The 25,813-nt window shown below is 73.7% G+C and carries 27 protein-coding genes and 1 pseudogene; 17 read left to right on the top strand and 11 right to left on the bottom strand.

All coding sequences use genetic code 11. From position 1 onward, the window contains the following. Nucleotides 1-30 precede the first annotated feature (30 nt). On the top strand, nt 31-834 hold the full coding sequence (locus MTR79_RS21715; RefSeq protein ID WP_086701734.1) for a type II CAAX endopeptidase family protein: 804 nt from the start codon (nt 31-33) through the stop codon (nt 832-834). Nucleotides 835-887: 53 nt separating this feature from the next. Here MTR79_RS21715 and MTR79_RS21710 read toward each other — a convergent pair whose 3' ends face one another. Further along, a complete protein-coding gene (locus MTR79_RS21710) occupies nt 888-1,697 on the bottom strand; it encodes a PhzF family phenazine biosynthesis protein (RefSeq protein ID WP_244791816.1) in 810 nt (269 codons plus the stop codon). Nucleotides 1,698-1,879: 182 nt separating this feature from the next. Between MTR79_RS21710 and MTR79_RS21705 the strand changes: the two genes are divergently transcribed. From MTR79_RS21705 to MTR79_RS21690, 4 genes are all read left to right on the top strand, one after another. After that, nucleotides 1,880-2,521: a PadR family transcriptional regulator gene (locus tag MTR79_RS21705; protein WP_244791815.1), complete on the top strand. Its 642-nt coding sequence runs from the start codon at nt 1,880-1,882 to the stop codon at nt 2,519-2,521. Nucleotides 2,522-2,707: 186 nt separating this feature from the next. Beyond that, nucleotides 2,708-3,241 (top strand): Clp protease N-terminal domain-containing protein, encoded by a 534-nt coding sequence (locus tag MTR79_RS21700; protein ID WP_244791814.1) that lies wholly within the window; start codon nt 2,708-2,710, stop codon nt 3,239-3,241. A gap of 162 nt (nt 3,242-3,403) precedes the next feature. Beyond that, a complete protein-coding gene (locus tag MTR79_RS21695) occupies nt 3,404-4,387 on the top strand; it encodes an EamA family transporter (RefSeq protein WP_086705385.1) in 984 nt (327 codons plus the stop codon). A gap of 224 nt (nt 4,388-4,611) precedes the next feature. Then, entirely contained in the window at nt 4,612-5,574 is a 963-nt protein-coding gene (locus tag MTR79_RS21690) for an EamA family transporter (RefSeq protein ID WP_189364128.1), read from the top strand. A gap of 170 nt (nt 5,575-5,744) precedes the next feature. Here the strand turns inward: MTR79_RS21690 and MTR79_RS21685 are convergent, their stop codons facing one another. Then, nucleotides 5,745-6,380 (bottom strand): FMN-binding negative transcriptional regulator, encoded by a 636-nt coding sequence (locus MTR79_RS21685; RefSeq protein ID WP_244791813.1) that lies wholly within the window; start codon nt 6,378-6,380, stop codon nt 5,745-5,747. After that, nucleotides 6,380-7,065, bottom strand: a pseudogene (locus MTR79_RS21680) (pyridoxamine 5'-phosphate oxidase family protein). Before MTR79_RS21680 ends, MTR79_RS21685 begins: the two are co-directional and overlap by 1 nt. A 35-nt stretch (nt 7,066-7,100) precedes the next feature. Here MTR79_RS21680 and MTR79_RS21675 point away from each other — a divergent pair. Continuing rightward, nucleotides 7,101-8,438, top strand: a complete 1,338-nt coding sequence (locus tag MTR79_RS21675) for an aminotransferase class I/II-fold pyridoxal phosphate-dependent enzyme (protein WP_244791812.1) — start codon at nt 7,101-7,103, stop codon at nt 8,436-8,438. A gap of 442 nt (nt 8,439-8,880) precedes the next feature. Here MTR79_RS21675 and MTR79_RS21670 read toward each other — a convergent pair whose 3' ends face one another. Continuing rightward, entirely contained in the window at nt 8,881-9,843 is a 963-nt protein-coding gene (locus MTR79_RS21670; RefSeq protein WP_244791811.1) for a DMT family transporter, read from the bottom strand. 75 nt (nt 9,844-9,918) lie between these two features. Between MTR79_RS21670 and MTR79_RS21665 the strand changes: the two genes are divergently transcribed. Continuing rightward, on the top strand, nt 9,919-10,899 hold the full coding sequence (locus MTR79_RS21665) for a LysR family transcriptional regulator (RefSeq protein WP_244791810.1): 981 nt from the start codon (nt 9,919-9,921) through the stop codon (nt 10,897-10,899). Here MTR79_RS21665 and MTR79_RS21660 read toward each other — a convergent pair. Then, entirely contained in the window at nt 10,874-11,344 is a 471-nt protein-coding gene (locus tag MTR79_RS21660) for a pyridoxamine 5'-phosphate oxidase family protein (protein ID WP_086703819.1), read from the bottom strand. The two genes, MTR79_RS21665 and MTR79_RS21660, sit on opposite strands and share 26 nt — an antisense overlap. Nucleotides 11,345-11,415: 71 nt before the next feature. Next, nucleotides 11,416-11,895 (bottom strand): Rieske (2Fe-2S) protein, encoded by a 480-nt coding sequence (locus MTR79_RS21655; protein ID WP_086703818.1) that lies wholly within the window; start codon nt 11,893-11,895, stop codon nt 11,416-11,418. Nucleotides 11,896-12,096: 201 nt separating this feature from the next. On the opposite strand from MTR79_RS21655, the gene MTR79_RS21650 reads away from it, so the two are divergent. Together MTR79_RS21650 and MTR79_RS21645 are read left to right on the top strand one after the other, a co-directional pair. Next, a complete protein-coding gene (locus MTR79_RS21650) occupies nt 12,097-12,861 on the top strand; it encodes a HipA family kinase (RefSeq protein WP_086703817.1) in 765 nt (254 codons plus the stop codon). Continuing rightward, entirely contained in the window at nt 12,858-13,241 is a 384-nt protein-coding gene (locus MTR79_RS21645) for a DUF3037 domain-containing protein (RefSeq protein WP_086703815.1), read from the top strand. The genes MTR79_RS21650 and MTR79_RS21645 overlap by 4 nt, the downstream gene beginning before the upstream one ends. A 390-nt stretch (nt 13,242-13,631) precedes the next feature. On the opposite strand, the gene MTR79_RS21640 is transcribed toward MTR79_RS21645, so the two are convergent. Beyond that, entirely contained in the window at nt 13,632-14,189 is a 558-nt protein-coding gene (locus MTR79_RS21640) for an excalibur calcium-binding domain-containing protein (RefSeq protein WP_189364123.1), read from the bottom strand. Between the two features lie 275 nt (nt 14,190-14,464). Between MTR79_RS21640 and fabG the strand changes: the two genes are divergently transcribed. The 5 genes from fabG (at nt 14,465) to MTR79_RS21615 (ending at nt 19,344) form a co-directional block, all read left to right on the top strand. After that, a complete protein-coding gene (gene fabG, locus MTR79_RS21635; protein ID WP_037638458.1) occupies nt 14,465-15,226 on the top strand; it encodes a 3-oxoacyl-ACP reductase FabG in 762 nt (253 codons plus the stop codon). An 11-nt stretch (nt 15,227-15,237) separates the two neighbouring features. Continuing rightward, nucleotides 15,238-15,996 carry an SDR family oxidoreductase gene (locus tag MTR79_RS21630; protein ID WP_086705374.1) on the top strand — a complete coding sequence of 253 codons (759 nt, stop codon included), beginning with the start codon at nt 15,238-15,240 and terminating at the stop codon, nt 15,994-15,996. Between the two features lie 334 nt (nt 15,997-16,330). Then, the gene (locus tag MTR79_RS21625) at nt 16,331-17,917 is read left to right on the top strand and encodes an ABC transporter substrate-binding protein (RefSeq protein WP_244791809.1); all 1,587 of its coding nucleotides are present in this window, start codon (nt 16,331-16,333) and stop codon (nt 17,915-17,917) included. 91 nt (nt 17,918-18,008) lie between these two features. Further along, nucleotides 18,009-18,692 carry a uracil-DNA glycosylase gene (gene ung / locus MTR79_RS21620; protein ID WP_244793271.1) on the top strand — a complete coding sequence of 228 codons (684 nt, stop codon included), beginning with the start codon at nt 18,009-18,011 and terminating at the stop codon, nt 18,690-18,692. 142 nt (nt 18,693-18,834) lie between these two features. After that, entirely contained in the window at nt 18,835-19,344 is a 510-nt protein-coding gene (locus MTR79_RS21615) for a tetratricopeptide repeat protein (protein WP_189364120.1), read from the top strand. A 13-nt stretch (nt 19,345-19,357) separates the two neighbouring features. On the opposite strand, the gene MTR79_RS21610 is transcribed toward MTR79_RS21615, so the two are convergent. Both MTR79_RS21610 and MTR79_RS21605 read right to left on the bottom strand, forming a co-directional pair. Next, entirely contained in the window at nt 19,358-19,831 is a 474-nt protein-coding gene (locus MTR79_RS21610) for a hypothetical protein (protein ID WP_189364149.1), read from the bottom strand. Between the two features lie 146 nt (nt 19,832-19,977). Then, nucleotides 19,978-20,490 (bottom strand): DinB family protein, encoded by a 513-nt coding sequence (locus MTR79_RS21605; RefSeq protein ID WP_189364119.1) that lies wholly within the window; start codon nt 20,488-20,490, stop codon nt 19,978-19,980. A 113-nt stretch (nt 20,491-20,603) separates the two neighbouring features. On the opposite strand from MTR79_RS21605, the gene MTR79_RS21600 reads away from it, so the two are divergent. Then, entirely contained in the window at nt 20,604-21,464 is an 861-nt protein-coding gene (locus MTR79_RS21600) for a DUF3626 domain-containing protein (protein WP_244791808.1), read from the top strand. Here MTR79_RS21600 and MTR79_RS21595 read toward each other — a convergent pair. After that, on the bottom strand, nt 21,397-22,032 hold the full coding sequence (locus MTR79_RS21595; protein ID WP_244791807.1) for a TetR/AcrR family transcriptional regulator: 636 nt from the start codon (nt 22,030-22,032) through the stop codon (nt 21,397-21,399). The two genes, MTR79_RS21600 and MTR79_RS21595, sit on opposite strands and share 68 nt — an antisense overlap. A gap of 89 nt (nt 22,033-22,121) precedes the next feature. Between MTR79_RS21595 and MTR79_RS21590 the strand changes: the two genes are divergently transcribed. Both MTR79_RS21590 and MTR79_RS21585 read left to right on the top strand, forming a co-directional pair. Further along, nucleotides 22,122-23,405, top strand: coding sequence for an FAD-dependent monooxygenase (locus MTR79_RS21590; protein WP_244791806.1), 1,284 nt, complete (start codon nt 22,122-22,124; stop codon nt 23,403-23,405). Next, the gene (locus MTR79_RS21585; protein WP_244791805.1) at nt 23,402-24,307 is read left to right on the top strand and encodes a Gfo/Idh/MocA family oxidoreductase; all 906 of its coding nucleotides are present in this window, start codon (nt 23,402-23,404) and stop codon (nt 24,305-24,307) included. The genes MTR79_RS21590 and MTR79_RS21585 overlap by 4 nt, the downstream gene beginning before the upstream one ends. Here MTR79_RS21585 and lnt read toward each other — a convergent pair. Next, on the bottom strand, nt 24,231-25,799 hold the full coding sequence (gene lnt / locus MTR79_RS21580; RefSeq protein WP_244791804.1) for an apolipoprotein N-acyltransferase: 1,569 nt from the start codon (nt 25,797-25,799) through the stop codon (nt 24,231-24,233). The two genes, MTR79_RS21585 and lnt, sit on opposite strands and share 77 nt — an antisense overlap. Between the last annotated feature and the right edge of the window lie 14 nt (nt 25,800-25,813).

The raw sequence follows: 25,813 nt of genomic DNA, 5'->3' as shown, positions 1-25,813 counted from the left end.
ATCGGACCGATCGGTGATGTGGAGGCAGGTGTGCAGGCGGAGGCGGCGGGCCCGGGGGCCGATGCGTGTCCGGAGCGGACCCTTTCGCGGAGGACGCTGCGGGACGAGACACTGCTCGTCCTCGCGCTGTCGCTCGGCGCGAGCGGAGTGTCGGCGCTGATCAGCTTCATCGGCTCGGTCACGAGGCCGGGCGGACTGAAGGACCAGGCGGCCACCCTCAACGCCTCGGCCGCGCCGGGCCGCCCCTGGCTGGACCTGGCCTGGCAGCTGTTCGGTGTCACCACCGCCCTGGTGCCGGTGGCCCTGGTCGCGCACCTGCTGCTGCGCGAGGGCGCCGGACTGCGCACCCTCGGCTTCGACCGCACCCGCCCCTGGTCCGACCTCGGCCGCGGCGCCGCGGTCGCGGCGGTCATCGGCAGCAGCGGCATCGCCTTCTACCTCGCCGTGCGCGCGCTCGGCTTCAACCTCACCGTGGTGCCGGAGGCACTGCCCGAGGTGTGGTGGAAGTACCCCGTGCTGATCCTGTCGGCCGCGCAGAACTCGATCCTCGAAGAGGTCGTCGTCGTCGGCTACCTGCTGCGCAGGCTCGACCAGCTCGGCTGGTCGCCCACCGCCTCGATGGCGGGCAGCGCGGTGCTGCGCGGGTCGTACCACCTGTACCAGGGCATCGGCGGCTTCATCGGCAACATGGTCATGGGCGTGGTCTTCGTGTACCTGTACCGCCGCTGGGGACGCGTCGGGCCGCTGGTGGCCGCGCACACGCTGCTCGACATCGGCGCGTTCGTCGGCTACGCGCTGCTGGCGGGGAAGGTCGGCTGGCTGCCGACGGCATGAGACGGAAGAGGGGTGTCCGGTGATCCGCACGCCCCCCTTCGGTATGGCGGGGTTCACACCAGCAGCTCGCCCTCGACGACCGTCACCGCGCGCCCGCCCAGCAGGGTGCGGTCGCCGCGCACCTCGGTACGGACGAGCCCGGAGCGGGGCGAGGCCTGGAGGCCGGTGAGGACCACGCGGCCGAGGCGCTGCGACCAGTGCGGGGCCAGCGCGGTGTGCGCGCTGCCGGTGACCGCGTCCTCGTCGATGCCGACGTTCGGGAAGAAGCACCGCGAGACGAAGTCGTACCCGGCCGCGGGGTCCTCGGCACGGGCGGTGGCGATGACACCGCGCTCCGAGTGCGTCGTCAGGGCCTTGTGGTCGGGGCGCAGGGCGCGCACGGTCCGTTCGTCGGCCAGCTCGACCAACAGATCGCCGACGTAGGGGCCGGTGTCGAACGCCGCCAGGACCGGTGCGCCGAGTGCCTCCGCGACGCCCTCGGGCACGTCGACGGCGGTGAGCGGGGCCGTGGGGAAGTCCAGGGTGACGCTGCCGTCCTCCGCGCTCTCCGCGACCAGCACGCCGCTGCGGGTGGCGAACCGCACCGGGCCCTGGTGGGCGCCGGTGGTGTGCAGGACGTGCGCGGTGGCGAGTGTGGCGTGGCCGCACATGGCGACCTCGGTGACCGGCGTGAACCAGCGCAGCGCCCAGTCGGCCTCGCCGCCCTCGGGCAGCGGGTGGGCGAAGGCCGTCTCGGCGTGGTTGACCTCCAGGGCGACGTTCTGCAGCCAGGAGTCCTCCGGGAAGGCATCGAGCAGCATCACGCCGGCCGGGTTGCCGGCGAAGGGACGGTCGGTGAAGGCGTCGACGATTCGGATCCGCATGCCCCGACCGTAGAGGGCGGGCGGCCGCGAGGGCTCGGGCCACTTCGCAGCAGGCGGCCTTGTTCCGGGGGCGGGCGGGCCGCCGGGGAGGTGGTGCTCGGCCGGAGGGTCTTGTCGCGCGACCGGTTCCGATATATCGTTGAAGCATCGCAATAGATCAACGAGGGAATGGAGTGGTTGCGATGCGTGGCTACGGTCATGAGCACGGGCAGGGTCATGGGCACGGTGGTCCGCGAGGCGGCGGACGGGGCGACTTCGAGCGCCTGCGTGCCGCCTTCGGCCCCTTCGGCCCCGGTGGTCCGGGAGGACCCGGCGGTCCCTGGGGTCCCGGCTTCGGTCACGGCGGCCCCTGGGGCGGCCGAGGACGCGGCGGGCCCAGGGGGAGGGCGCGGCGCGGTGACGTCCGCGCGTCGATCCTGGCGCTGCTGAAGGACCGCCCGATGCACGGCTACGAGATGATCCAGGAGATCGCCGAACGCAGCGGCGGGGCGTGGAAGCCCAGCCCCGGCTCGGTCTACCCCACCCTCCAGCTGCTGGAGGACGAGGGCCTGATCGTCAGCGAGTCCGAGGGCGGCAAGAAGCTGTTCTCCCTCACCGAGGCCGGCCGCACGGCCGCCGAGGACGGACCCGAGGCCCCCTGGGAGGAGGCCTCGCGCGGGGTCGACTGGGAGGCGCTGACCGAGATCCGGCAGGCCGGGTTCGGCCTGATGGAGGCCTTCGGGCAGGTCTGGAAGACGGGAAGCAAGGAGCAGCGGGAGAAGGCCCTCGCGGTCATCAACGAAGCCCGTAAGAAGCTCTATCTGATTCTCGCGGACGAGCACTGAGCCGGCCGTCGGCAGTCGGTGGGGGCTGAGGGGCGTGCGCCTTGTGGCGTGCGCCCCTTGGGCGTGTGCGCCCTGATCTCGTTCCCAAGGAGGAGATTTCGCCACGCGATGTCCACTTCCGGCGGGACGCCAGGATGCGTCCCGACGCCGATGTGCCGGGCCGCCGGGACTGATGGGGTGGGAGACGTGCGATCCCGAATCCCCCGGCAGCAGGCGCAGTGGCCCCAGGCCCAGGCCGCCCGTGGCGCGGACGACGACGCCGGACTGGGCGCGGAACTCGCGGAGGTCGTGGCCTGCGCCCGGCGCAGGGTGGTCCGGGGCGGCGACCGGCACATCGACACCGCCCATCTGCTGCATTCCCTGCTGGAGTGCGACCCCGAAGTCCGGGCCGCGTTCGGTGAGGGGGCCACGGTGGCGCGGCTGCTCGGGTATCTGGTGCAGCGGAGCATCGGGTACGGGCTGAGGTGGCAGGGGCGTGTCGAGGACTCGGGCGGGCTGCCGGTCGTGGAGGGGGTGACCGGATTCTCGCCGCTGGCGGCGGTGTGCGTGGAGCGGGCTCGGGAGCGGGCCGTCCGTCGGGGGGACGGGGCGGTGCGGGGGACGGATCTGCTGGCGGCGCTTGTTGCGGAGCCGCAGGCTCGGGCTGTTGAGGTGGTGCGGCGGGCCGGGGTGGAGCCGCGGGAGGTCGTGCGGGGGGTGGATGCCGGAGCTGCGGGGTGAGCGGGGTGCGGCGGCAGGGTTTTCTTCGCCCCCTCCGCCCCTTCCCTTCCCGTCCCTCGGGGGCTTCGCCCCCAAGCCCCCTCTGTGCAGTTCCCCGCGCCCCTTAGGGGGTTTCCGTCAGGTGTCTTGAGGGGTGACGGTGCTGTCGGGGGGTGACATCATGTGGCGGTGTTCAAGACTCACCCCAAGGGCATCGGGCTCACCCTCGCGCTGGTGTCCGCCCTGGCCTTCGGCGGCTCCGGTGTGGCGGCCAAGCCGTTGATCGAGGCCGGGCTGGACCCGCTGCACGTCGTGTGGCTACGGGTGGCGGGCGCCGCGCTCGTCATGCTGCCGCTCGCCGTACGCCACCGCGCGCTGCTCGGACGACGGCCCGCGCTGCTCGCCGGGTTCGGACTCTTCGCCGTGGCCGGCGTGCAGGCCTGCTACTTCGCAGCCATCTCCCGCATCCCCGTCGGAGTCGCCCTGCTCGTCGAGTACCTGGCGCCCGCGCTCGTCCTCGGCTGGGTGCGGTTCGTGCAGCGGCGGCCTGTGACGCGTGCCGCCGCCGTCGGCGTGGTGCTCGCCGTGGGCGGCCTCGCCTGCGTCGTCGAGGTGTGGGCGGGGCTCGGCTTCGACGCCCTCGGACTCGCCCTCGCGCTCGGCGCCGCATGCTGCCAGGTCGGCTACTTCGTCCTGTCCGACCAGGGCAGCGACAGCGAGGAGTCCCCCGACCCGCTCGGCGTCATCGCGTACGGGCTGCTGATCGGCGCCGCCGTGCTCACCGTGGTCGCGCGGCCCTGGTCCATGGACTGGTCCGTGCTCACCGGCACCGCCACGATGGACGGCACGCCCGTCGCAGCCTTCCTGCTCCTGGGGTGGATCGTCCTCGTCGCCACGGTCGCCGCGTACGGCACCGGCGTGCTGTCGGTGCGCCGGCTCTCACCGCAGGTGGCGGGTGTCGTCGCCTGTCTGGAGGCGGTCATCGCCACCGTCCTCGCCTGGGTGCTGCTCGGCGAGCACCTGTCGGCGCCGCAGATCGTCGGCGGCGTGGTGGTCCTCGCCGGCGCCCTCATCGCCCAGTCCTCCGCCCCGGCGAAGACCCCCGAGGACCCCGTCGCGAGCGGCCGTCCCGAACGGGAGTTGTCCACCCCCGGAACCACCGCATAAGGTACCGATCATGTATACGCACGCACGTGTTCTTCCGCCGCCGGCCGCCTGAGGCGGGCCCTCCGGCGCATGCGCCCGGCAGCGTGCCGGGCGTCGCGGTGCTGCCCGCAGACGAAGTCCGCGAGCCCCGGTCCCTCGGCCCCGTCGAGGCCTGAGCCGGGCTCACTTCCGAACTTCCGCGCCCACGCCGACGCGTGGTGCGCGCCTCTGCGGAGAGAGAACACGTGTCGAACAATGTCTCCGGCCTGCCCGTCGGGCGTGGCCTGATCTACCTCGTCGTCGCCGGTGCCGCCTGGGGCACCGCGGGCGCCGCGGCCTCGCTGGTGTACCGCACCAGTGACATGGGCCCGGTCGCCCTGTCCTTCTGGCGGTGCGCCGCCGGACTGGCCGTGCTGTACGCGGCGCGCCTGCTGTTCGGGCGCTCCCGCGCCTTGGCCGCACCGGCACCGCTGCGCCGCCGGGTCGCGCGGGCGACGGCCACCGGCGTCGGACTCGCGGTGTTCCAGACGGCCTACTTCGCCGCCGTGTCGGCGACCGGGCTGGCCGTGGCCACCGTCGTCACCCTGGGCGCCGGTCCCGTGCTGATCGCAGTCGGGGCCCGGCTCACCATGGGCGAGCGACTGGGACGCGGCGGTCTCGCGTCCGTCGTGGGAGCGCTCACCGGACTCGTGGTGCTCGTCCTCGGCGGCGGGAACGCGACCGTGGACCCGGTGGGCGTCCTGCTCGCCCTGGTGTCCGCCGCCGGCTACTCGGCGATGACCCTGCTCACCCGGTGGTGGGGGCGCGACGGCGGCACCGACTCCTCCGGCGCGACCGTCGGGGCGTTCGCCGTCACCAGCCTGGTGCTCCTGCCGTTCGCCGCGGCGGAGGGGCTGACGCCGCACACCGACGCACCTGGCGCTCTGCTGCTCCTGCTCGCCTACGTCGCCACCGTGCCGACCGCGCTGGCCTACGGCCTCTACTTCGCGGGCGCCGCGGTCGTACGGTCGGCGACCGTGTCCGTGATCATGCTGCTCGAACCGGTCAGCGCGGCGGTGCTGGCCGTCGCCCTGCTCGGCGAACGCCTCACGGCGGCCACGCTGGTCGGCACCCTGCTGATGCTGGGCTCGGTGGCGGGCCTGGCGGCGGGAGAGGCCCGGGACGCGCGGGCCGCCCGCAGGGCGCGGGGGGAGGCCGTTCCGGCGTGAGGTGAGGGAGCTCCCCGCCGGTCGGCGGCGGAACCCCGGGGCACCGGTCGGCCGGTGAGGCAGGCGCGCCCGCGCCGACGGGTGCCGGGTCGCCGGGTGGGCCCGGGGCGGGCCCACGCACGGCCTTCCTGGTCCGGGCCGGGGCGGCCGTTCGTGAGGAAGGTCCGCTCTCACGGGGTCGTCGGCCCCACCCTCAGGACGTGCCCCCGGGCGGCCGCGTCCCGGGCTCGACCCCGGTCCTCCAGACCGGCCGCGATGCGGTCGCGGACCGCCTGGGATCGTTTGCCCGCGTACTTGAACTTCGCCCGGACCTCGGTCACTTCCAGGCGCAGGCCGCGGATGCCTGACAGCAGCCTGCCGTACGGGGCCTCGCCGGCCGCGGCACGTGCGGAGCCGCCCTCCGGCTGGAAGTGGCCGACCTGGCGGTTCAGCAGGACCGCCTTCTCCGTCGGGTCGTCCACGACGTGGGCGCGGCAGCGGAGCTGGACCGCTGCGTACAGGCTCGTGGGGACGCCGTGTCCGGGTGGGGTGCCCGGTTCCGCCTGCCAGGGGCCGGGGACGAACGCATAGTCGTCGACCACGCTCAGCAGGACGTCCGGGGCGGACTGGATCGCGGGCCAGAGCGGGTTGGGGCGGGCCAGGTGGGTGACCGCCTCGCATCGTTCGGCGTCGTAGGCGAAGTGCAGGGGCTGGACGAACGGCGGTTCGCCGGGCGGGCCGTTGACCGCGAGCTGTCCGAAGTCGTGGGTGGCGAGCCACTGTCGCCACGTGTCGTCGCGGGGCGTGTCCCAGGGGTGGATCAGCATCAGAGCGCTGTCAGGTAGCCGGGGACCTCCGTGCCGGGGGCCAGGTCCCGGGAGGGCTCGGGGGCCCCGTAGGCGGTCCGGACCGGGAGGACGCCCGCCCAGTGGGGCAGGGACAGGTCCTCGGGCTCGTCGTTGACGCCGCCCGTGCGCGCCTTGGCGGAGACCTCGTCCAGGCGGATGCGGAGTACGGCCGTGGCGGCCAGTTCCTTCTTGTCGGCCGGGCGGGAGTCGGCGGAGCGGCCCGGTACGACGTGGTCCACGAGCGCGTCGAGCGCCTGCCGCTTCTCCTCCGGGTCGGTCACGTCGTACGCCGTGCCGTGCACCACCACGGAGCGGTAGTTGACCGAGTGGTGGAAGGCGGAGCGGGCCAGCACCAGGCCGTCGACATGGGTGACCGTGAGGCACACCGGGAGCCCCTGGTCGGACCGTCCGGCCGTGCGCAGCGCACGGAACCGGTGGAACCGTGGACGTAGAGGACCTCGCCGACGCGGCCGTAGAGGGTGGGCAGGACGACCGGGGCGCCGTCCCGGACGAAGCCGAGGTGGCACACGTAGCCCTCGTCGAGTATCGCGTGCACCAGGTCCTTGTCGTACGACGCGCGCTGGGGGGCGCGGGTGGGGACGGTGCGCTCGGTGGGCGTGTAGGCGGTGTCGGGTCGCTGCTGCGGTCGCTGGGGCCCCTGCATGGCCAACTCCATTGTACTAGTGCATAATGTGGTTTGTGATAGGAGAGTATCGGATCAGTGGGCGGCGCGCAGCGGAGATTTCCGCGAGCATCGAGCGGGCGGTGGGGGAAGGCGCCCTGGAGCCGGGTGAACTCCTGCCGCCCATGCGGGAGTTGGCCGAGCGGCTCGGGGTGAATCCGAACACCGTGGCCGCCGCGTACCGGACCCTGCGCGAGCGCGGGGTCATCGAGACCGCGGGCCGGCGAGGCAGCCGGGTGCGGTCCAAGCCGGCCACCACCGCGCGCGAGATGATCCGCGTGGAGGTTCCGCCGGGCGTACGCGACCTGTCCGACGGCAACCCGGACCCCGCGCTGCTGCCCCCGCTGGCCGGGGCGTTCGCGGCGGCCGCGGCCCAGGGCGACAAGGAGCCCGTGCTGTACGGGCACGCGCCGGTGGACCCCGGGCTGGAGCGGCTCGCACGGGCCGGACTGGTCGCCGACGGGGTGCCCGACGGGCCGGTCGCCGTCACCTCGGGTGCCCTGGACGCGGTGGAGCGGGTGCTCGCCGCCCATCTGCGGCCGGGGGACGCGGTGGTGGTCGAGGATCCGGGATGGGGAAGCCTGCTGGACCTGGTGCCGGCGCTCGGTCTGCGGACCGTGCCGGTGGCCCTCGACGACGAAGGGCCCCTCCCCGACGACGTGCGCAGGGCGCTGCAGGGCGGGGCGCGGGCGCTGATCGTCACCGACCGCGCCCAGAACCCGACCGGCGCCGCGCTGACCGCCGCGCGGGCGGAGGCGCTGCGGGCGGTGCTCGCCGACCACCCCGAGACGCTCGTGATCGAGGACGACCACGGTCACCACATCGTCGACCTGCCGCTGCACCCCCTCGCGGGCGTCACCCACCGCTGGGCCTTCTCCCGCTCGGCCGCCAAGGCGTACGGGCCCGACCTGCGCCTCGCGGTCCTCACCGGCGACCCGCTCACCCTCGACCGGGTACGCGGCCGGCAGCGGCTCGGTCCCGGCTGGGTCAGCCTGACCCTCCAGCGCGCGGTGGCACGGCTGTGGGCCGACGGCGCGGTGGACCCGACGGGCGTGGCGACGCGGTACGGGGAGCGCCGGGACGCGCTGGCCGCGGCGCTGCGCCGGCGCGGGGTCGCGGCGCGGGGGCGCAGCGGCATGAACCTCTGGGTGCCGGTCCCCGACGAGACCGGGGCGGTCGCCCGGCTGCTGCACGCCGGCTGGGCGGTGGCTCCCGGAGCACGCTTCCGGCTGAACACGCCTCCGAGCATCCGTGTCACCGTCTCCACCCTCACGGACGCGGAGATCGACCCCCTGGCCGAGGCGATCGCGGCGGCCGTACGACCGGGGGAGGGGGACCGGCGGACGTACGCGTGAGGGGCGCTGCGCCGCGCGAGTCGGCGAGGGCGCTCGGCTGGCGATGCCTTGCCCTTGCGCCAAAGGTGCGGGGGCGCGCCTGTGCCTTGTCGGGAGGCGGCCGGGCCTGGAGGAGAGGCGGGCGTCCCTCGCGCCTGGTGACGGGCCGGCACCGGTTTGCCGGGCGGGCTGCGGCACCGGGTGGCGAAGGTCATGTGCCGTTGAGTGGCGGTCATGTGCGCCACGGACGGCGCGGGGGACGGGGCCGCGACCTCGGCTCCGTCCGGTGACGGCGTGCTGGACGCATCCCCGTCCCGGCCGCCCGGGCCGACGGACGTGGAGGGAGGCCGCTCGCCTCGCCGGACGCCTGGGTCCTGAGGCGCCGACAGGGCGCCCGAGGGGAGGGACCACGGGCCGGGCGCGCCCCGTGGTCGTCGGCGGAGTCCGGGACGGCCCGCCCCGGTCACCCCGTCCGCTTCGGCTTCACCTGTGTCAGTGCCGCCCCCGCCAGCACCACCGCCGCCCCGACCGGTGTCGACCACGTCAGTGTCTCGCCCAGCAGCAGGATGCCCGCCGCCGCGGCGATCACCGGGACGAAGTAGGTGACCATCTGGCCCGTCGTCGGGCCGACCTCGGCGACGATGCCGTACTGGACGAGGACCGCCAGGCCCGTGCCCAGCGTGCCCAGCGCGGCGATCGCGAGCAGCGGGCCGACCGCCAGGCTCGACGGCGCCGAGGTGAACAGCGGGGTCACCACAGCCAGTTGCACCGTCGCCAGCAGCAACTGCCCGCCCGTCAGCGACAGGTGCGACGCGCTGCTGCCGGCGAGGGTGCGGCGGACGTAGATCCAGCCGACGGGGTAGCTCAGCGAGGCGAGCAGGGCCAGTGCCGTACCGCGCGCGTCCAGGCCGTGGAAGCCCTGCCACGCCCCCAGCACGGTCAGCACCCCGAGGAAGCCGAGGCCCAGGCCCGCCACCCGCACCCGGGTCGGCCGGTCCTCGCGCAGTGCCACCAGGGACAGCGCCATGCCCCAAAGCGGGGAGGTGGCGTTGCAGATGCCGGCCAGGGTGGACGGGATGGTCAGCTCCGCGAAGGCGAACAGCGAGAACGGCAGCGCGTTGAGCAGGAAACCGGCGACCGCCAGGTGCATCCAGGTGCGGGCGCCGCGCGGCAGCCCCTCCCGCCGTACCGCCATGGCCACCGCCAGCACGGCCGTGCCGAACGCCAGGCGGCCCAGGGTGACCTGGAAGGGGGCGTAGCCCTGGGTGCCGACCTTGATGAGGAGGAAGCTGAAGCCCCAGATCAGCGACAGGGCGGCGAAGCGCAGCCGCCAGTCGAGGCGCGGTCGGGCGGGTACGGGCGTGGGCGCGGAGCCTTCGGGGCCGGGTGCGGTGACGGGGGCGGTGGACGCGGTGACGCTGCTCATGCCGGTAACGATGGAGCAGACCCACCTCGTAGCACAATCGAGAAATTGCACGTGGTATCTCGTAGCATCACTTACATGTTGAATCTGGAGCGCCTGCGCACCCTCGACGCCCTCGCCCGGCACGGCTCGGTCAGCGGTGCGGCGGAAGGGCTGCACATCACCACCTCGGCCGTCTCGCAGCAGATAGCCAAGCTGGAGCGCGAGGTGGGTCAGCGGCTCCTCGCCAAGCACGGGCGCGGGGTGCGGCTCACGGACGCGGGCCGGCTGCTCGCCGAGCACGCCGCGCGCATCCTGTCCCAGGTGGAGCTGGCCCAGGCCGACCTGGAGGCGCAGCGCGGGCAGGTCGCGGGCGAGCTGCGGATCTCCGCGTTCCCGACCGCCGCGCGCGGGCTGTTCCCCGCCGCGCTCGCCGACCTGAGGGAACGCCACCCGGCACTGCGGGTGCGGTCGCGGGAGATGGAGCCCGAGAACGGCATCCGGGGTGTGGTCCGCGGCGACCTCGACCTCGCGGTGGTGCTCGACTGGTACAACAAGCCGATGCCGCTGCCCGACGGGCTGGTCAAGGCGCTGCTGCTGGACGACCCGGCCGACGTCGCGCTCCCGGCCTTCCACCCGCTCGCCGGACGGGACGAGATCGACCTCGCCGAGCTGGCCGAGGACGAGTGGATCACCTGGGGCGAGGGCGAGTTCTGCCACGAGTGGCTGATGTTCACCCTGCGGTCCAAGGGCGTCGAGCCGATCGTGGCGCACCGCGCGGCCGAGAGTCACACCCAGCTCAATCTGGTGGCCGCGGGGCTCGGGGTGTGCGTCGCGCCGCTGCTGGGACGCGACCCGCTGCCCGGCGGGGTGGTGACCGTGCCGCTGCGTCAGCGCGTCCGGCGGCACGTGTTCGTCGTCTGGCGCGCCGACGCGGACCGCCGCCCGTCGATCCGGGCGGCGGTGCGGGCGCTGCGGGCGGCGGGGGAGCGGGTCGGGGGCGCACCGACGGGGGACGCCCCCGAGTCCGGGCCCGGGATTCCCCGGGAGGGCGTCAGGACAGCTGCGCCAGCTTCCTGAAGTCCCAGGACACGATCTTCTCCGGGGTCAGCCGCAGCCACGCGTGCCGTCCGTCGTGCGGCATCTCGTCAAGGCCGAAGTTCTTCCGGGCGAACAGCGTCTCCGGCACGTCCAGTTCCGCCCGGAGCTCACCGGTGCGCGGGATCTCGCCCACGAACTCCACCCGTCCGGACAGCTCCGCGCCGCGCAGCTCGTCGTACTCCTCGCCCGTGTCGACCACGACCGCCACCCGGGGATCGCGCCGCAGGTCCGCGAAGCGCCTGCTGCGCACCACCGAGTACAGCCACATCGAGACGCCGTCCCACACGAACCACAGGGTGCTCACGTGCGGCATGCCGTCGGCGGACACCGTGGCGACCCGGCAGGTGCGCTGTTCGGTGAGGAAGCCGTCCAGCTCCCCGGGCGTCATCATGATCTTGCGACCCCGGCGCTGCGTGGCGGTCATACGGCCCCTTCTGCTGTCGTACTGTGCGTGTGCGGTGCACGGACCAGCTCATCGTGCACGGGTTCGGCCGTTCAGGCGAGGGTGATGGAGTCACCGTCGACGGTGATCCGCACCTCCGGCAGCGGCTCGGTCGCCGGGCCGCTGCTCACACTGCCGTCGGTGACGGAGAAGTTGCTGTTGTGGCAGGGGCAGTTGATGAGCCCGTCGGAGACGCTCTTCACCGCGCAGCCCTGGTGGGTGCAGGTCGCGGAGTACGCCTTGAACTCGCCCGCCGACGGCTGCACGACCACCACCCTTTGGTCGGCGAACACCTTGCCGCCGCCCTCGGGGATGTCGGCGGTCGAGGCGAGCGGCGTGCCGCCGGCACTCCCGCCCGAGCCGCCGCCGTTCGCGGCGTCGTCCGCCGCGCCGCCGGACTCGGCGGGAGCGGCTGTCGCGCCGTCGTCGGAACCTCCGCACGCGGTCAGCGCCACGGCGAGGCCGGCCGCCCCCGCGGCCGCCACCACCGTGCGGCGGGCGGGTCCCGATGCGGGCTGGAACGATACGGTCATGCCGGTGTGTCCCTTCGGGGGATGAAGCGTGATCTGGAAACAGGTACGGTCGGCGGGCCCACGCCGTTCAGGCGGTGCGGAGAGCTTCGCCTGCGTGCGGTCGGAGGGGCGTAAGCCACAGCTGTCGGTTGCCTGTCGCTCACCGGCGGCGCACCACCGGGCCGCCTCCGACGTGCGGCGACACGCCAGTAGCCTGGGGCGATGCTCAAGGAAGTCATCGCGACCCGATTCATCGCGCCGCTGCGCGAGGGCGGCTCGCTCCCCGGACTGATCGAGGCGGACGACCTCGGCACCTACGCGCTGAAGTTCACCGGCGCCGGACAGGGCCGCAAGACGCTCGTCGCCGAGGTCGTCTGCGGGGAACTGGCCCGCCGGCTGGGACTGCGGGTGCCGCGCCTGGTCACCGTCGAGCTCGACCCGGTGCTCGGGCTCGGCGAACCCGACCCGGAGGTGCAGCAGTTGCTGAAGTCCAGCGGCGGCACCAACCTCGGGACGGACTTCCTCTCCGGCGCGCTCGGCTTCGACCCGCTCGCCTTCCAGGTGAGCCCCGAGGAGGCGGGCCGGATCGTGTGGTTCGACGCCCTGGTCAACAACGTCGACCGGTCCTGGCGCAACCCCAACATGCTGCTCCGGCGCGGGGAACTGTGGCTCATCGACCACGGCGCGACCATGATCTGGCACCACAACTGGCCCGGCGCCGAGGCTTCCGCCGCCCGCCCCTACGACGCCTCCGACCACGCCCTGCGGGGCGCAGCGCCGGACATCGCCACGGCGGCGGCGGACCTGGCCCCGCGCATCACCGAGGACCTGCTGGCCGAGGTCACCGCCCAGGTCCCCGACGTGTGGCTGGCCGGCGAGCCGGGCTTCGACAGCCCCGACGACCTCCGGCGCGCCTACGCCCGCCCGCTGCTCGCCCGCGCCGCGGGGATCCACGACCGCATCGAGGGCCTCGAGGGGGACCGGTGAGCGACCTGCACGTCTACGAGTACGCGCTGCTGCACGTCGTGCCACGCATCGAACGCGGCGAACGCATCAACGCGGGGGTGCTGGTGTACTGCCGGCCCCTCTCCTACGTCGGCGCCCGCACCCACCTCGACGAGGCCCGGCTGCTCGCCCTCGACCCCGCCGCCGACGTCCCCGGCGTACGGGCCGCGCTGCGCGCGGTCGAAGGCGTCTGCGCGGGCGGCGACGCGGCGGGCCAGGCGGCCCACGACGACCCCGGCCGCCGCTTCCGCTGGCTGATCGCCCCCCGCTCGACGATCGTCCAGCCGGGTCCGGTCCACACGGGCCTGACGGCGGACCCGGGGGCGGAAACGGAACGCTTGCTGGACCTGCTGGTCCGGTAGGCCGGGGGTCCGCCGACGCGGGGCGTGAGCGGGGCTGCCGTGTACCCGAAGGTGCCCGGGGCCGTGCTGCCCGGGCCGTGCTGCCCACCGGGCCCGGATGCATGCAGCTGCCCGTGGGCGGATGAGCCGGACGCCACGCGTCGGATCGCGGGTGCGGCGCGGAACCGTCCGCCGTCGCACCCGCGGCCGGGGACCGCGCGTTCGCGCCCTGCTCGGGCAGCCGGTGACTTCGTCGGCGGGCGAATCCGGCGGGGAGGCGCCACGGGCCGTTGTCCCGGCGGCCGGAGTTCGCGGGATCCCGGCGGCCTGGGGCGCAGTGGTCGCCGCGGCGGTACGGGTTGCCGCGGCGGTACGGGTTGCCGCGTCCCGCGCTGCCCGACGCCGTGCGTGTCAGGTGCGGCGGCGGATGACGTAGCCCGTGGCCAGGAGTGCGCCGCTGACGAATGTGGCGCCGATGCCGAGGTCCCAGGCCGTCGGGCCGTCGGCCGAGGTGCCGCCCAGGCCGCCCTGGACGCCGCGGGTCGGGGCGGGGGCCGCGGAGGTGCGCGTCGGGGACGCCGTCGCGGTGGGCGTGGGCGTGGGCGTGGGCGTCGGTGTCGCGGTCCGGGTCGGGGCGGCCGTGCGCGTCGGCGTGGGCGTGGGCCGGGTGGGAGAGGCCGTCGGCGTGCGGCTCGGGGTCGGCGTCGGCGGGCGGGAGGCCGGGGCCGGACGGAACGTGGAGGAGGTCAGGCCCCGGCGGGGGAGCGCCTCGCAGGCGATGCCGTCGTCCGGGCCGGGGTCCTCGTCCAGCCGGTGCGGGTCACTGCGGTCCATCTCGAAGAAGGTCTGCGCGTCCTCCTGGTAGGTGAAGTCGCTGCAGTCCAGGTCCTGGGCGTGGGCGATGTCGGCCATCGGCACGATCGCGGCGAGCGCGATCAGCGTGCCTATGGCACCGGTGCGACGGCGCATCGGGCGCCTCCTTTCCGGCCGCGGAAGCTCGCGCTTCGACGCTAGGTTCCGCCCGCCCCGACGGCGCGCAACGCTGGGCCGATCGGGTGCCGCGGGGGTGAACGGGACGCCGGAGGGGCCCGCCCGGCCGCGGGGAATGGATCACACACGCGCGGTGCGCCGTTGACACCGGGTGCCAGGGCTTCTAGCGTCACGTCTGCTGAAGGTACTAAGCGGTCGCTCACCGATTCGAGCCGGCCGCAGGAGCCGCATCCCAAGGGCGAGGAGAAGCAGCAATGTCCACCACTGAGCAGCGGGTCGCGGTCGTCACCGGCGCCGCACGCGGCATCGGCGCCGCCACCGCCGTACGACTGGCCGCCGAGGGTCGCGCGGTCGCCGTGCTGGACCTCGACGAGGCCGCCTGCAAGGACACCGTCGAGAAGATCACCGCCGCCGGTGGCAAGGCGATCGCGGTCGGCTGCGACGTCTCCGACGAGGCGCAGGTCGAGGCGGCCGTCGCCCGCGTCGCCGAGGAGCTCGGCGCGCCGACGATCCTGGTCAACAACGCGGGCGTCCTGCGCGACAACCTGCTGTTCAAGATGAGCGTCTCCGACTGGGACACCGTCATGAACGTGCACCTGCGCGGCGCCTTCCTGATGTCGAAGGCCTGCCAGAAGCACATGGTGGACGCCGGCTTCGGCCGCATCGTCAACCTGTCGTCCTCCTCCGCGCTCGGCAACCGCGGCCAGGTCAACTACTCGGCCGCCAAGGCCGGTCTGCAGGGCTTCACCAAGACCCTGGCCAAGGAGCTCGGCAAGTTCGGCGTCACCGCCAACGCCGTCGCCCCCGGCTTCATCGCCACCGAGATGACGAAGGCCACCGCCGACCGCGTCGGCATGGGCTTCGAGGACTTCAAGGCCGCCGCCGCCACCCAGATCCCCGTCGCCCGCGTCGGCGAGCCCGAGGACATCGCCAACGCCATCGCCTTCTTCACCGCGGACGCGGCAGGCTTCGTCTCCGGCCAGGTGCTGTACGTGGCCGGCGGACCGCTCGACTAAAGGACCCGGACATGACGACAGTGGAACCCACCGGCAAGGTCGCCCTGATCACGGGCGCCAGCCGCGGCATCGGCTACGGCGTCGCCGAGGCGCTGGTCGCGCGCGGCGACCGGGTCTGCATCACCGGACGCAACGAGGACGCCCTCAAGGAGGCCGTCGAGAAGCTCGGCGCCGACCGGGCCGTCCACGTGGCCGGCAAGGCGCACGACGAGGCGCACCAGGCACTCGCCGTCGAGCGCGTGATGGAGGCCTTCGGCCGGGTCGACTACCTGGTCAACAACGCGGGCACCAACCCCGTGTTCGGGCCGATCGCCGACCTCGACCTGAACGTGGCGCGCAAGGTCTTCGAGACCAACGTGATCTCGGCGCTGGGCTTCGCGCAGAAGACCTGGCACGCCTGGCAGAAGGACAACGGCGGCGCGATCGTGAACATCGCCTCCGTCGCGGGCATCGCCCCCTCGCCCTTCATCGCCGCGTACGGCGTCAGCAAGGCCGCGCTGATCAACCTCACCCAGCAGCTGGCACACGAGTTCGCGCCCAAGGTGCGGGTCAACGCCATCGCCCCGGCGGTGGTGAAGACCAAGTTCGCGCAGGCGCTGTACGAGGGCCGGGAGGAGGAGGCCGCCGCGTCCTACCCGCTGGGCCGGCTCGGCGTGCCGTCCGACATCGGCGGCGCGACCGCGTTCCTCACCTCGGACCAGTCCGACTGGGTCACCGGCCAGACCCTGGTCGTCGACGGCGGCATCTTCCTCAACGCCGGCGTCGGCTGATCCGTACCACGGCCGTACCACCGGTTCCGTGAGCCGGTTCCGTGAGCCGGTTCCGTGAGCCGGATCCGTGAGCCGGATCCGTGAGCCGGAACCCCGGGTCCGGATCCGCGTGCCGGCACCGCGCACCACGCGTGCGCACCGGTCACCACCGCCCCGTCCGACACGGACGCCGTTGACGAAAACGGCGTCCGTGTCGGCGTTCTGGACACGGAACGCACGTGACAACGTAGTCATCCGCCAGTTGATCTCAAGGGTCCTTCCGAGGAGGGTCAGCCGGTGTGTCACTGCGGTATCGTTCGCCGACCCTTGGTATGGCAGATCGAGGAGCGTGCGCGTGTTCAACCGGAATCGATGCCTGCGGCGGGTGGCGGCCATCGCGTCCATATCGTCCCTGGTGACCGGATGTGGCGTCCTGGCGTCCGACAGCCCGGAGGACGAGGGCCCCATCGTCGTGGGAACCACCAGCTCGCCGAGCACGCTGGATCCTGCCGCGTCCTGGGACAGCTCCTGGGAGCTGTTCCGCAACATCTACCAGACGCTGCTGAGTTACCCGATCGGTGCGACGACCCCCCAGCCGGACGCGGCGGAGAAGTGCGAGTTCTCCGACACCTCCAACCAGGTGTTCCGCTGCGAGCTGCGCGAGGGACTCACCTTCTCCGACGGCGGCAGACTGGACGCGAAGGCGGTCAAGCACTCGATCGACCGCATCCGCCAGATCAACGTCAACGGCGGCCCGGCCGGTCTGCTGGGCAGCCTCGAGCGGGTCCAGGCGCCGAACGAGCGCGAAGTGGTCTTCTACCTCAACAAGCCCGACACCACCTTCCCGTTCGTGCTCGCCACCCCCGCGATGTCGATCGTCGACCCCGACTCCTACCCCGCGGGGTCGCTCCGCGAGGAGAAGAGCGTCGTCGGATCGGGCCCGTACACCCTCCAGTCGTACGAGGAGGGCGAGGAGGCCCGGCTGGTCCGCAACGACAACTACAAGGGCTACGCCGACCGGAAGAACAACGCGGTCACCATCCGCTACTACCAGGACTCCGGCGAGATGGTCGGGGCGCTGCGCGACAAGCGCATCGACCTCACCTACCGAGGTCTGGCCGCGGGCGACATCGTCGAGCTTCAGGGCAGGACCTCCAAGGAGGAGGAGATCCAGCTCATCGAGGGCTCCGGCACCGACATCAACTACCTGGTGTTCAACCCGAAGGACCCGTGGGCCGGCAAGAAGGCCGTGCGCCAGGCCATCGCACAGCTCGTCGACCGCGCCGCGATCGCCCACAAGGTCTACAAGGACACCGTCGACCCGTTGTACTCGATGGTCCCCAAGGGCCTGACCGGACACACCACCGGCTTCTTCGACGACTTCGGCGAGCCCGACGCCGACAAGGCCCGCGAGATCCTCCGCGACGCCGGCATCACCGAGCGGGTGCCGCTCACCCTCTGGTACACCTCGGACCGCTACGGTTCCGAGACCGCCCTGGAGTTCAAGGAGCTGGAGCGGCAGCTGGAGGCGTCCGAGCTGTTCGACGTCACGCTGAAGAGCCGCCCCTGGAAGACCTACGTCGAGGGCTACCAGAAGGGCGAGTACCCGGTCTTCGGCCGTGGCTGGTTCCCGGACTTCCCGGACGCGGACAACTTCATCGCCCCGTTCGTCGGCGAACAGAACGCGCTCGGCACGCCGTACGAGGCCAAGAAGATCGTCAACGATCTGCTGCCCAGCTCCCGCCGCGAGAGCGACCGGGGCAACGTGGTGAAGCAGTTCGAGGAGGCCCAGCAGATCCTCGTGAACGACGCGCGGCTGCTCCCGCTGTGGCAGGGCCGGCAGTACGTGGCGGCGAGCCGGGAGATCTCCGGCGCCGAGCGCGCCCTGGACCCCTCCACGATCATGATGTTGTGGCAGCTCTCCCGGAAGACCAGCTGGTAGAACGCCCCGGCAGCCGGCCGCGAGGCCGGCTGTCAGTGGTCGCCGGTAGGTTCGGAGAATCGGAAACGACCACGTGAGCAAGGGAATCGACGTGACCGACATCGCCATGCTGCCCGAGTCCTGGCGCGGGGTTCTGGGCGACGAGCTGCAGCAGCCCTACTTCAAGGAGCTGACCGAGTTCGTCGAGGAGGAGCGGGCGCGCGGTCCCGTCTACCCGCCCCGCGAGGAGGTCTTCGCTGCGCTGGAGGCCACGCCGTACGACGAGGTGAAGGTCCTGGTGCTCGGCCAGGACCCGTACCACGGGGAGGGCCAGGGGCACGGGCTGTGCTTCTCGGTCCGGCCCGGGGTGAAGACCCCGCCGTCCCTGCGGAACATCTACAAGGAACTGCACGCCGACCTGGGCACGCCCGTCCCGGACAACGGCTATCTGATGCCGTGGGCCCGGCAGGGCGTGCTGCTGCTCAACGCGGTGCTCACCGTCCGCGCGGGCGAGGCCAACTCGCACAAGGGGCGCGGCTGGGAGCTGTTCACCGACGCGGTGATCCGCGCGGTGGCCGACCGGCCCGACCCGGTGGTCTTCGTGCTGTGGGGCAACTACGCGCAGAAGAAGCTGCCGCTGATCGACGAGAGCCGGCACGTGGTGGTGAAGGGGGCGCACCCCTCGCCGCTGTCCGCGAAGAAGTTCTTCGGCTCCCGGCCGTTCTCGCAGATCGACGAGGCGGTGGCGGCGCAGGGGCACCAGCCGATCGACTGGACCATCCCCGACCTGGGCTGATCCGCCCGCGTCTCCGCCAGGCCAGGTGCCGGACCGGTGCCGGGCCGTCCCGGCACCGGCACGTCGCGGGGCGGCATGTCCGGAATCGTCCCTGTCTGCGGCTAGCGTCGGGGCGACAACGGGCGACGGTGCGGAGGACGCGGTGACGGAGCGACAAGAGCAGGCGGCGCCGGACGCCCTGCTCACCCGGATCGGCCAGGTCGTGATGCTGCACCACGCGGGGGACCGGGAGGAGGCCCGGCACCGACTCCTCGGCCTGTGGGCGGAGATCGGCGAGGACGGCGACCCGCTGCACCGCTGTACCCTCGCCCACTACCTCGCCGACACCCAGGACGATCCCGGGGACGAGCTGGCCTGGGACCTGCGGGCGCTGACGGCTGCCGAGGAGGCCGGCGGTACCCCGGCGTACGACGGGGCCCCGGCGGTGCGCGGCCTGTACCCGTCGCTGCAGCTGAATCTGGCCGCCGACTACCTCCGCCTCGGCCGCCCCGACGCGGCCCGCGCCCACCTGGACCGGGCCCGGGGCGCCGCCCGTACCCTCGCCGACGACCGCTACGGCGAGGGTGTGCGGGCCGCCATCCGCCGGCTGGAGGCGCAGCTGGGGGAGGGCGGGACGCCGCCCGGGGGGCCGGGGCCGCCCCGGCAGAGGTGAGAGCGGGGCTCGCTCAACGGCCGTAGGTGTCCCGGCAGATGCGCGCCTGCGGGCTGTCCGCCGGCCAGCCGCCGTACTCCCGGCCCAGTGCGCAGATGTCCGAGCCGCCGGAGGTGCCCCCGGTCAGGGACCCGCCGCCGCCCGGGAGCTGGGCCGGCGGGCGTGGGGCGGGGGTGCGCCGGGTGGGCTGCGGCCGCTCGGGGTCGCGGGGCCGCTGAGTGCGCGGCGCCTGCCCGTTGCGCGCGTCGGAGGACGCGTCCCGCTCCGAGGACTCGGTCTTCGGGGTGGCCCGGTCCGACGGGGACGCCTCGGGGGAGTCGGCCGGGACCCGCCGCAGGGCCTCGCGCGCGGGCGCCTGCACGACCGGCGACGCGTCGCGCCCCGCCGCGTCGTGCCCGGCCCCCGGCGGCGGCGCGGTCGCCGGGCCCGGTGCGAGGGGACGCTGGACCGTCACACAGCCCGAGAGGGCGGCGACCGCCAGGGTCACCAGAAGCGTTGCTGTGGTCGTCGTTCGCTGCACCCCCGCCACTTTGCTGGCTCCGCCCGCCGGGTGGCGGGGGGACAGGCGCGGCGGTCCCCCGCACGGGTGATGTCCGCCCACCTTCGAGGGCCCCGTCGGCGTGGCGGGTGACGTCACTCGCCGGTGGCGCCGTCGATCGCCTCCCGGATCAGGTCCGCGTGGCCGTTGTGCCGGGCGTACTCCTCGATCATGTGCGTGTAGATCCAGCGCAGGGAGCACGGCTCGGGGTGCGAGTGGTGACGGCCCTGGGAGCGCTCGTCGAGGGAATGGCCTGCCGCGTTGCGCCGGGCGGCCTCGATCTCCGCCTGCCAGGTCTCGTACGCGTCCTTCCAGGTGTCCGCCTCGCCGGGGTGGAACTCCCCGTCCGGGTCGGCCTCCCCGAAGTAGATCGGCCCGGCGTCCTCACCGGCGAACACCCGCCGGAACCACGACCGCTCCACCTCCGCCATGTGCCGCACCAGCCCCATCAGCGACAACTCCGACGGCGCCACGGAAGCGGTCCGCAACTGCTCGTCGGTCAGCCCTTCGCACTTCCACGCGAGCGTCGCCCGGTGATAGTCGAGCCACCCTTCGAGCATGGTCCGTTCATCGGCGTTCTGGCCGGGTTCACTGCGCTGGGTCGTCATCCCGGCATCCTTTCCCGCTGACGGCGGGTCACGCCAGGCGTTTCCGTGTCACCGTCGTGCGGGGCGCCGAAACGCGCGTGCGCGAGCCGGTTCGCCCCGAGGACACTGCGCGCATGAGCCGTGTCATCCTCCGGGAATCACAGGAACGGGCCCTCGCGCATGTGGCCCGGCTGGCGTCCGGCGCGCCCATGGATCCGGACCTGCGGGTGACCCTCAACTTCCATCCCGATCGCATCTCCCGGGGCAGGCCGATCCTCCGCTCCCTCGCCGACAGCGGTGTGTACGTCTCGCAGTTCGTCACCGGGACCAGCAACGGCGGCCTGACCGCGTGCCCCGGCGGCGACCGGTGGCGGTGGGAGAGCCGGCTCTTCGGCGGTGCCTACGACCAGGCGCCCGCGGCCGAGCGGCCCGTCTACGGCGCACTCGACCACCGACACCGTCCGGTCGGCGCGGCCCCGCGGTTCGGCTCCTCCTACTTCCGGCTCACGGCGACGACCCTGGAGCGGACCACGTTCTGCTACCCGGACAGCTGCCTGGACCCCTCGGACTTCGGCACCGCCGGGCACATGGCGCTCGTCGAACTGGCGCTCGCCGACCGGCTGGACGCTCTCGACGACTGCGTCGAGGCGCATGTGCACGGCCCGGTCCGCCTTGACCGGGACGTCGAGGCCCTGGTCCTCGACCCCTGTTACCGGGGCACGGCCGTCGAGGAAGCCGCCCGTCGGCTGCCCTGCCCCGTGGAATGGCACCCCGGTTTCGAGCTGACTGTCGAGGAGTTGCGCAGGCGCCCCGGCTACCGTGGCCCGGAGATCGTCGAGCTGGGCACGGAGATCGCCGTCGCCGGCGTGCTCGACCCACGCCTGGTCGGAGAGGCGGCTGCGACGGGACGGCACGACCCCCAGGCGATCAAGAAGGTGTGGCACTGCCTGGCGCGTTTCGGGGCGCCGACCGCGTCCCCAGCATCCCCTCGATGATCTCCCCCAGGTCCGCCCGGATGTCCGGGATCGTCGGGGGCTCGGCGTGGTACGAGCCCGCCACGCAGGAGAGGAGGAGGCCGTCGGCCCAGGCGATCAGGGTGAGGGCGTGGCGGTCGGGGGAGGGGGAGCCGAGGGCTGTGACCAGGGCCGTGAGATGGGTGCGGAAGCGGGCGCCGGCCGTGTCGAAGTGGGCGCGGAGTTCCGGGCGGCGGGTGGCCTCCAGGGCGAGTTCGTAGCGGGCCAGGGTGAGGTCGCGGTTCTGGGTCAGCGCGCGGTGGACCGTCAGGGCCAGCGCGTCCAGGAGGGCGTCGGTGCCCTCGCGCGGGGCGGGGAGGTCCTGGAGGGCCAGGACCCGCTCCTCCCGGTCGGCGAGGCGGCGTACCGCCAGTTCCAGCAGTGCCTGCCTCGTGCGCGCCACGTTGGACGTGGAGCCCTGGGGGAGGCCGGCCGCGTCGTCCACCGCCCGGTGTGTCAGACCCCGCATGCCCCGCTCGGCGAGCAGGGCGAGTGCGGTGTCCGCGACGAGGCCGGCGCGGGCGGCGGGGGTGGTGGGGCGTTCGGACATGCGGCCAACCTACTCGGTCCACTACGGCTGTAGTACGGTGGAGGGGAGCTTCACTACAGATGTAGTCGATCAGCTTTCGGGAGGAAGCCATGGCAGCGGCCGAGCGGGTCATCGTGATCGGCGGGGGCATCGGCGGGCTGGCGGCGGCGGCCGCCCTGCGCATGCGCGGGGCGCGGGTCACCGTGCTGGAGCGCGCCCCCTCCCTGGAGCCGGTGGGTGCGGCGATCTCGCTGTCTCCCAACGCGCTCCGCGCCCTGGACGTCATCGGTCTCGGCGACGACATCCGCGCCCTGTCCGCCTGGCAGGGCGACGGCGGGCTGCGGGCGCCGAGCGGCCGGTGGCTGGCCCGTACCGAGGCGGCCGCCGCGGCCGAACGCTTCGGCGGCCCGCTCGTCCTCCTGCACCGCGCCACCCTCGTCGACCACCTGGCGGGGCGGCTCCCGTCCGACGCCGTCCGCACCGGCACCCCCGCCCGCCTGACCGACCCCGGCGTCCCGGGCGACCCCCGCAGGCCGGCCCGCGTGGAGACGCCCGACGGGGAACTGGAGTCCGACCTGGTGGTGGCCGCCGACGGCCTCCGTTCCGCCGTACGCGGCACCCTCTTCCCCGGCCATCCCGGCACCGTTCACAGCGGCTTCACCACCTGGCGCGTGGTCGTCCCGCTGCCCGGCGTCGCGTTCCCCTCGCACGAGACCTGGGGCCGGGGCGCCATCTGGGGCACCCATCCACTCAGGGACGGCCGGGTGTACGCCTACGCCGCCGCCGTCGCACCCGCGGGGGAGAAGGCCCCCGACGATGAACGGGCCGAACTGCTGCGCCGCTACGGCGACTGGCACAGCCCGATCCCCGAGGTGCTGGCCGCCGTCCGCACCGAGGACGTCCTGCGGCACGACGTCCACCACATCGCCGAGCCGCTGCCCGCCTTCCACCGGGGCCGCGTGGCCCTCGTCGGCGACGCCGCGCACGCCATGCCGCCGACCCTCGGCCAGGGCGGCAACCAGGCCGTCGAGGACGCGATCACCCTCGCCTTCCCCCGCCCGGGCATGCCCTCCTCCGCCGACGAGCCCGTCGCCGACACCCTCCCCGGCTACACCGCCGTGCGCCTCCCGCGGACCACGGCCGTCACGCGCCGCGCGGTGCGGGCGGCCCGCCTCAACGTGCTGACGACCGGCCGCGCCGGCACCGCCGTACGCAACTCCGCGCTGGCCGCGCTGTCCAAGGCGGCGCCGTCGCTCCTCCTGCGCGGGTTCGACGGGGTGGCGGACTGGCGGCCGCCGGGAGGGCCGTCCGGTGCGGACGGGGACGGCTCCGGGGCACCCCGTATGCTCGCAGCGGACCACGGCAGGCGAGGACCAGAGGAGAACACACCGTGAAGGTCGGCTGCATCGGGCTCGGCGACATCGCGCAGAAGGCCTATCTTCCGGTGCTCGCCGTCCAGCCCGGCGTGGAGCTCCATCTGCAGACCCGCACCCCCGCCACCCTGGAGCGCGTCGGCGACTCCCTCCACCTGCCGGCCGCGCAGCGGCACGCCGGCCTCGACGCGCTGATCGTCGCCGGCCTCGACGCGGCCTTCGTGCACGCCCCGACCGACGTCCACCCGCAGATCGTGACCCGGCTCCTCGAGGCGGGCGTGCCGACCTACGTCGACAAGCCGCTCGCGTACGAACTCGCCGACTCCGAGCGGCTGGTGGCGCTCGCCGAGGAGCGCGGCGTCAGCCTCGCCGTCGGCTTCAACCGGCGCCACGCCCCCGGCTACGCGCAGTGCGCCGACCACCCGCGCGAGCTGATCCTCATGCAGAAGAACCGGGTCGGGCTGCCCGAGGAGCCGCGCCGGATGATCCTCGACGACTTCATCCACGTCGTGGACACCCTGCGCTTCCTGGTGCCCGGCCAGGTGGACGACGTGACCGTCCGCGCCCGCGCCGAGGACGGGCTGCTGCACCACGTGGTGCTCCAGCTCGCAGGCGACGGCTTCACCGCCCTCGGCGTGATGAACCGGCTCAGCGGTTCGACGGAGGAGATCCTCGAGGTGTCGGGCCAGGACAGCAAGCGCCAGGTGCTCAACCTCGCCGAGGTGATCGACCACAAGGGCCAGCCGACCGTGCGGCGCCGCGGCGACTGGGTGCCGGTGTCCCGGCAGCGCGGCATCGAGCAGGCGGCGCTCGCCTTCCTGGACGCGGTGCGCGCCGGGAAGACGCTCAGCGCCCGTGACGCACTGGCGAGCCATGAGCTGTGCGAACGGGTGGTCCGAGCGGTCGACGAGCGCCTCGCCTAGACCGCACGAGACCCACCGCGCCGTACACCGCGAGCACGACGAGCGCCGCCTGCGGGGGCCAGTCGCCGAAGCGGACGTACAGCGTGGTGCCCCGGGTCAGCGGCACCTCGTAGACGTGCGCGGCTGAGGCGTCCGTGCCGAGCCACGGGCCGATCCGCGCGCCGTCCGCGCCGTACACGGCGGACACCCCGGTCAGCGTCGCGTGCACCATCGGGCGGCCGGTCTCGGCGGCGCGCAGCGCGGCGAGCGAGGCGTGCTGCTCGGGCGCCCAGCTCCGCTGGAAGGTCGACGTCGACGACTGCGCGAGCAGCACACCCGCGCCGTCCTGCACGAGATGGCGGCTCATGTCGGGGAACGCCGTCTCGAAGCACACCATCGGGCCGATCCGCAGACCGTCGCCCACGGCCATGACGACCTGCTCGGAGCCGCGCCTGCGGTCCTCCCCGGCCGCCTTCCCGACGGACGTCGCCCAGCCCAGCAGCGAGCGGGCCGGGACGTACTCCCCGAACGGCACCAGCCGCATCTTGTCGTACCGGTCGCCGGTGGGGCCGTCCGGGCCGATCAGCACCGAGCTCTTGTAGATGCCGGGCTTGTCCGAGCGCCGCGCGTCCACGTTGACCAGGATCTCCGCGTCCGTCTCGCGGGACAGTGCGGTCAGGCGCCGGGCCAGGTCGGGGCGGTCGCCGAGGTCGAAGCCGACGCTGCTCTCGCCCCAGACGACCAGATCGACGTCCTTCCCGGCCAGCTCACGGGTCAGCCGTTCCTCGCGGTCGAAGCGGCGGTCGGCGCTGTCCGGGCCGGCTACGACCCCCGGCTGGACGAGCGCGATCCGCGTCCGCTCCCCGGTCTGCTCGGGACGCGGCGCCCCCGCCCAGGCGGCCGACCCCGCGGCGGCCACGGCGACCAGCCCCGCCACGGCCGGCATTCGCGCCCGGCGCACCGCGACCAGCACGGCCACCGCGACGTTCAGTGCCACCACCAGGAAACTCGGCAGCCACACCCCGCCCACCGACGCCAGCCGCAGCGCCGCCTCCACCTGCCACTGGCTCGCGCCCAGCACGCCCCACGGCCCGCCGAGCCCCTGCCAGGAGCGGATCAGCTCGATCGTCAGCCACCCCGACGGCACCACCAGCAGCGCGGCCGCCACCCGGCGTCCGGACGGTGAGCCGCCCAGCGTCCGGCGCACCAGCCAGCCCCACGGCGCCCACAGCGCGCCCAGCAGCGCGGCGAGGACGAACGTGAACACGTGCAGGCTGGGCAGCAGCCAGTGGTGCATGACCAGCATGAACCCGAACCCGCCCCACCAGCCGTCGAACGCGGCCCGGCGCCCGGTCGGCGCGGTGCGGACCAGCAGCAGCCAGGGGACGAGGGCGACGTAGGCGATCCACCACAGGTTCGGGGCGGGGAAGGCCAGGACGGGCAGCGCGCCCGCGACCGCGGCGGCGGCCGAGCGGCGCCACGGGGAGGCGAGGTGGTGGCCGAGATTCCTCATGGGCGCCTCCCTAC

The organism is Streptomyces sp. BJ20 (genome assembly GCF_022869105.1).
Classification (GTDB): domain Bacteria; phylum Actinomycetota; class Actinomycetes; order Streptomycetales; family Streptomycetaceae; genus Streptomyces; species Streptomyces griseoincarnatus.
Note: the sequence above shows the minus strand (reverse complement) of the source record. Positions and strands in the feature narration are given on the sequence as shown.

Excerpts from the sequence above, each read along its gene's own strand:
- MTR79_RS21710 (WP_244791816.1), bottom strand. The coding sequence starts at position 1,697 with ATGCGGATCCGAATCGTCGACGCCTTCACCGACCGTCCCTTCGCCGGC.
- MTR79_RS21705 (WP_244791815.1), top strand. The coding sequence starts at position 1,880 with ATGCGTGGCTACGGTCATGAGCACGGGCAGGGTCATGGGCACGGTGGT.
- MTR79_RS21685 (WP_244791813.1), bottom strand. The coding sequence starts at position 6,380 with ATGCTGATCCACCCCTGGGACACGCCCCGCGACGACACGTGGCGACAG.
- MTR79_RS21670 (WP_244791811.1), bottom strand. The coding sequence starts at position 9,843 with ATGAGCAGCGTCACCGCGTCCACCGCCCCCGTCACCGCACCCGGCCCC.
- MTR79_RS21665 (WP_244791810.1), top strand. The coding sequence starts at position 9,919 with ATGTTGAATCTGGAGCGCCTGCGCACCCTCGACGCCCTCGCCCGGCAC.
- MTR79_RS21660 (WP_086703819.1), bottom strand. The coding sequence starts at position 11,344 with ATGACCGCCACGCAGCGCCGGGGTCGCAAGATCATGATGACGCCCGGG.
- MTR79_RS21655 (WP_086703818.1), bottom strand. The coding sequence starts at position 11,895 with ATGACCGTATCGTTCCAGCCCGCATCGGGACCCGCCCGCCGCACGGTG.
- MTR79_RS21650 (WP_086703817.1), top strand. The coding sequence starts at position 12,097 with ATGCTCAAGGAAGTCATCGCGACCCGATTCATCGCGCCGCTGCGCGAG.
- MTR79_RS21640 (WP_189364123.1), bottom strand. The coding sequence starts at position 14,189 with ATGCGCCGTCGCACCGGTGCCATAGGCACGCTGATCGCGCTCGCCGCG.
- fabG (WP_037638458.1), top strand. The coding sequence starts at position 14,465 with ATGTCCACCACTGAGCAGCGGGTCGCGGTCGTCACCGGCGCCGCACGC.
- MTR79_RS21630 (WP_086705374.1), top strand. The coding sequence starts at position 15,238 with ATGACGACAGTGGAACCCACCGGCAAGGTCGCCCTGATCACGGGCGCC.
- MTR79_RS21605 (WP_189364119.1), bottom strand. The coding sequence starts at position 20,490 with ATGACGACCCAGCGCAGTGAACCCGGCCAGAACGCCGATGAACGGACC.
- MTR79_RS21600 (WP_244791808.1), top strand. The coding sequence starts at position 20,604 with ATGAGCCGTGTCATCCTCCGGGAATCACAGGAACGGGCCCTCGCGCAT.
- MTR79_RS21595 (WP_244791807.1), bottom strand. The coding sequence starts at position 22,032 with ATGTCCGAACGCCCCACCACCCCCGCCGCCCGCGCCGGCCTCGTCGCG.
- MTR79_RS21590 (WP_244791806.1), top strand. The coding sequence starts at position 22,122 with ATGGCAGCGGCCGAGCGGGTCATCGTGATCGGCGGGGGCATCGGCGGG.
- lnt (WP_244791804.1), bottom strand. The coding sequence starts at position 25,799 with ATGAGGAATCTCGGCCACCACCTCGCCTCCCCGTGGCGCCGCTCGGCC.